General features: G+C 77.6%; 2 protein-coding genes and 2 pseudogenes. 2 read left to right on the top strand and 2 right to left on the bottom strand.

The features are described 5' to 3' along the window. Window positions 1-1,023 (top strand): annotated as a pseudogene (locus tag DT057_RS34320) (OmpA family protein); the annotation flags it as partial. 163 nt (window positions 1,024-1,186) lie between these two features. After that, window positions 1,187-2,392 (top strand): MFS transporter, encoded by a 1,206-nt coding sequence (locus DT057_RS34315; protein WP_203236460.1) that lies wholly within the window; start codon window positions 1,187-1,189, stop codon window positions 2,390-2,392. 18 nt (window positions 2,393-2,410) lie between these two features. On the opposite strand, the gene DT057_RS34310 is transcribed toward DT057_RS34315, so the two are convergent. Continuing rightward, complete coding sequence (locus DT057_RS34310; RefSeq protein ID WP_128566473.1) at window positions 2,411-2,599, bottom strand: hypothetical protein; 189 nt, start codon at window positions 2,597-2,599, stop codon at window positions 2,411-2,413. A gap of 249 nt (window positions 2,600-2,848) precedes the next feature. Further along, window positions 2,849-3,520 (bottom strand): annotated as a pseudogene (locus DT057_RS35815) (hypothetical protein); the annotation flags it as partial.

Here is a 3,520-nt window from a genome sequence, read left to right as displayed (position 1 = left end):
GTGCCGCCGGCGCCGGGCCGTCCGCCCGGCGCCCCGGCGCGCGGGGAGCGCGGCGCGCTCCCGGGCGGCGACCGCGGCGATGCGCCCGATTCCGTGCCGGGGGGCTTTCGCCGCGGCGACGTCGACGTGCGCAGCTACGACGAGGTGCGCCGGGCCCGCCGGGCGTACGACGAGGACGGCCGCACCTACATCCGCGAGCCCGGCCGGGTGATCGTGCGCGACGGCGGCCGCACCTACATCCGGCACGACGAGACCGAGCGCTTCCGCGAGCTCGACCGCGACGCCCGGACCGAGCGGCGCGGGCGCGACACCGTCACGATCATCGAGCGGCCCGGCGGCGACCAGGTCCTCACGGTGGTGGACGACGACGGCCGCCTGCTGCGCCGCTCGCGGCGCGGCCGGGACGGGCGCGAGGTGGTGCTGATCGACAACACCGACGGGGGCCGGGGCCGGCCGTCGTCGCGCGCCGTGGTGGTGCTGCCGCCCCCCGAGATCCGCATCCCCCGCGACCGCTACGTGGTGGAGGCCGAGCGGGCCGACGAGGGTGCGATCTACGAGGCCCTGACGGCCCCGCCGGTGGCGCCGCTCGAGCGGCGCTACACGCTCGACGAGGTGCGCGACAGCCCGACCCTGAGGGCCCGCATGCGCAGCGTCGACATCGACACCATCACGTTCGACACCGCGTCCTGGGACGTGGCTCCCGACCAGGCCCGGCGCCTCGCGGTCGTTGCGACGGCGATCGGCCGGGCGATCCAGCGCGACCCGCGGGAGGTCTTCCTGATCGAGGGCCACACCGACGCGGTCGGCAGCGACGTCGACAACCTCTCGCTCTCCGACCGGCGGGCCCAGTCGGTGGCGGCGGTGCTGACCCGGGACTTCCGGGTCCCGCCGGAGAACCTGACCACCCAGGGCTACGGCGAGCAGGCCCTGAAGGTGAACACCGAAGGCGCGTCCCGCGAGAATCGCCGGGTGACGGTGCGGCGCATCACCCCGCTGATCCAGCAGGAGCAGGCGCAGCGCCCCTGACGGCCCGGGCGCCCGCGCGGGGCCCCCTCCCCGGCGGGGCCGGGCCGCCGCCGGGACCACCCGCGAGCCCTGCACGCCCCGCAGGCCTCCCGGTCCGGCCCTCCGTTGACCCGCCGGGCCCGGTGCGTCAGGTCCGGGGAGGGAAACGGGGAGCGGGGCAGTGCAGGTGAGCGACGGCAGCATCGAGATCGGCACGCCGGCCTTCCGCCGCACCGCCCTGGCCCTGGCGGCGGCCGGCTTCTCCACCTTCGCGGTGCTCTACGCCGTGCAGCCCCTGCTGCCGGTCTTCGCGGAGGAGTTCGGCGTCGGCCCGGCCGCGAGCAGCCTGTCCCTGTCCCTGTCGACCGGGCTCCTCGCCGTCGCGCTCCTGGTGGTCAGCCCGCTCTCGGAGGTCTGGGGCCGCAAGCCCGTGATGGTGGCGTCGCTGTTCGCCTCCGCGCTCCTCACCCTGGTGGCCGCCCTGATGCCGACCTGGCACAGCTTCCTCGTCATGCGGGCGCTCGCCGGGCTCGCCATGAGCGGGGTGCCCGCCGTGGCGATGGCCTATCTCAGCGAGGAGATGCACGGCCGCGCCATCGGGCTCGCCATGGGGCTCCTGGTGAGCGGCAACTCCCTCGGCGGCATGGCCGGGCGGCTCATCAGCGGCGCGCTCACCGACCTCTATGGCTGGCGGGCCGCCCTCGGGGTGATCGGCGTGCTCGCCCTCGCGGCGGCCTTCGCGTTCCGGCTCAGCCTGCCGGCCTCGTCGCGCTTCACGCCCCACCCGCTGCCCTGGCGGACGGTGCCCGGCACCTTCCTGGGGCATTTCCGCGATGCCGGCCTGCCCTGGCTCTTCGCCGAGGCCTTCCTGCTCATGGGAGGCTTCGTCACGCTCTACAACTACATCGGCTTCCGCCTCCTGGCGCCGCCCTACTCCCTGAGCCAGACCGCCATCGGGGCGATCTTCGTCGTCTACCTCGCCGGCACCGCCTCCTCGACCACGGTCGGGCACGCCGCCGGGCTGTTCGGGCGGCGCAAGGTGCTGTGGCTCGCCATCGTGGTGGGCCTGGCCGGCATCGCGCTCACCACCGCCGACAGCCTGATCGTCATCATCGCCGGGATCGTGGTGGCGACGGTCGGGTTCTTCGGCGCCCACTCGGTGGCGAGCAGCTGGGTCGGGCGCCGGGCGGTGCGCGACCGGGCCCAGGCCTCCTCGATCTACCTGTTCATGTACTATCTCGGCTCGTCGGTGCTCGGCACTGCCGGAGGCTGGTTCTTCGCCCATGCCGGCTGGCCCGGCGTCGCGGGCTTCGTCGGGGCGCTCTACCTCGTCGCCCTCGCGGTCTCGCTGCGGCTCGCCGTCCTGGCGCCGCGGCCCGAGGCGTGAGGCGCCGGGCCGCCCGGCTCAGGCCGAGGTCTTCGGGCGCACCGGGAAATGCGGGTCGAAGTGCACGTGCGCGACGCGGTCGGGCCGGCGGGACGGGCCGCCCGCCGCGCGCTCCGCCCGCGGGGGGAAGTACGGGTCGTGCGCGATCGCCGGGGGCCGGCGCTCGGGCGGCGTCCGCTGCGGATCGGCGGTGGGGCGGATCGGCATGAGGGCCTCCAGGGTCAAACCGCGAGCTTAGCGCGTCGGAGGCCCGGCGCCTGTCACCGCCGGACCACAGGGGCGGCGGATCCCGCGGCTCCCCCCGGCCGCGGACCCGGAGCCCCGGCCCGGGCCTGCCGCCCCGGGGCGCACCGGCGGCGGCCGAGTGCGGTGGGCGGCGGCGTGGACGCCGGCTCGTCCGGCGCCGCGACCGAGCCGGGACCTGAGGGCCGTGGCCGTCCCGGCCGGGGCGCGGATCTAGAAGCCCAGGCCCATGAGCGGGGACGGGAACGACGGCTGGAGGGGCGGCTGGAACGCCGGCGGCCACGGCCGGCCGTCCTCCCGCGAGGGCCGGAACCATTCCTGCTCCGCCTCCCAGCGCTCGCGCACCGGCCGGGCCGCCCGGCGGCGCGGCGCCGGCTCCTCCCGCAGCTCCGGCCTCGCCCGGCGCGCGCTCCCCCTCGGCTCCGGGGCGGGCGTCCCGGCGGCGAGGCAGGCGCGCCGGCCCGGGCGGGTGCCGGCCGGGCAGTCGAGCGGGCAGAAGCCCGCCGGTCGGGCCCGCAGGGCCTTGAGGAGATCCGGCGTCGCCTCGCGGGGAACGGGCGAGAGCCTGGCGCGCTGCGCGTAGCGGGCGAGGGCGCGCTGCGCTCCCAGGCCCCACCCCCGGTCGGCCCTCTCGTCGGTGCAGCCGATCCGCCCGAGCTCGGCCTGCGTGTCGCGGCGCAGCGCGTCGCGAGCCGGCACCTCGGGCGCCGCCGGGGTTCCGGGCGGCCGGGCCTCCTGGAGCGCCCGGCGGGCCTCGAGGCCCGCCATGCGGCTGCCGCCGAGGTCCTTCGACGCGCGCGCGTCCCCGGGCTTCGTGCCGGCCCCGGCCGCGGTGCCGGCGCCGGGTGTCGGGCCGGCACCGGGCGCGGGCGTTCCGCGCGCGTC

This window comes from Methylobacterium crusticola (genome assembly GCF_003574465.1).
GTDB classification, from domain to species: Bacteria; Pseudomonadota; Alphaproteobacteria; order Rhizobiales; family Beijerinckiaceae; genus Methylobacterium; species Methylobacterium crusticola.
The sequence above is the reverse complement of the archived record's forward strand: the minus strand, read 5'-3'. Positions and strand labels throughout refer to the sequence as shown.

What these genes read in the sequence shown, in the direction of transcription:
- DT057_RS34310 (WP_128566473.1), bottom strand. Translation starts at nt 2,599, where the DNA reads ATGCCGATCCGCCCCACCGCCGATCCGCAGCGGACGCCGCCCGAGCGC.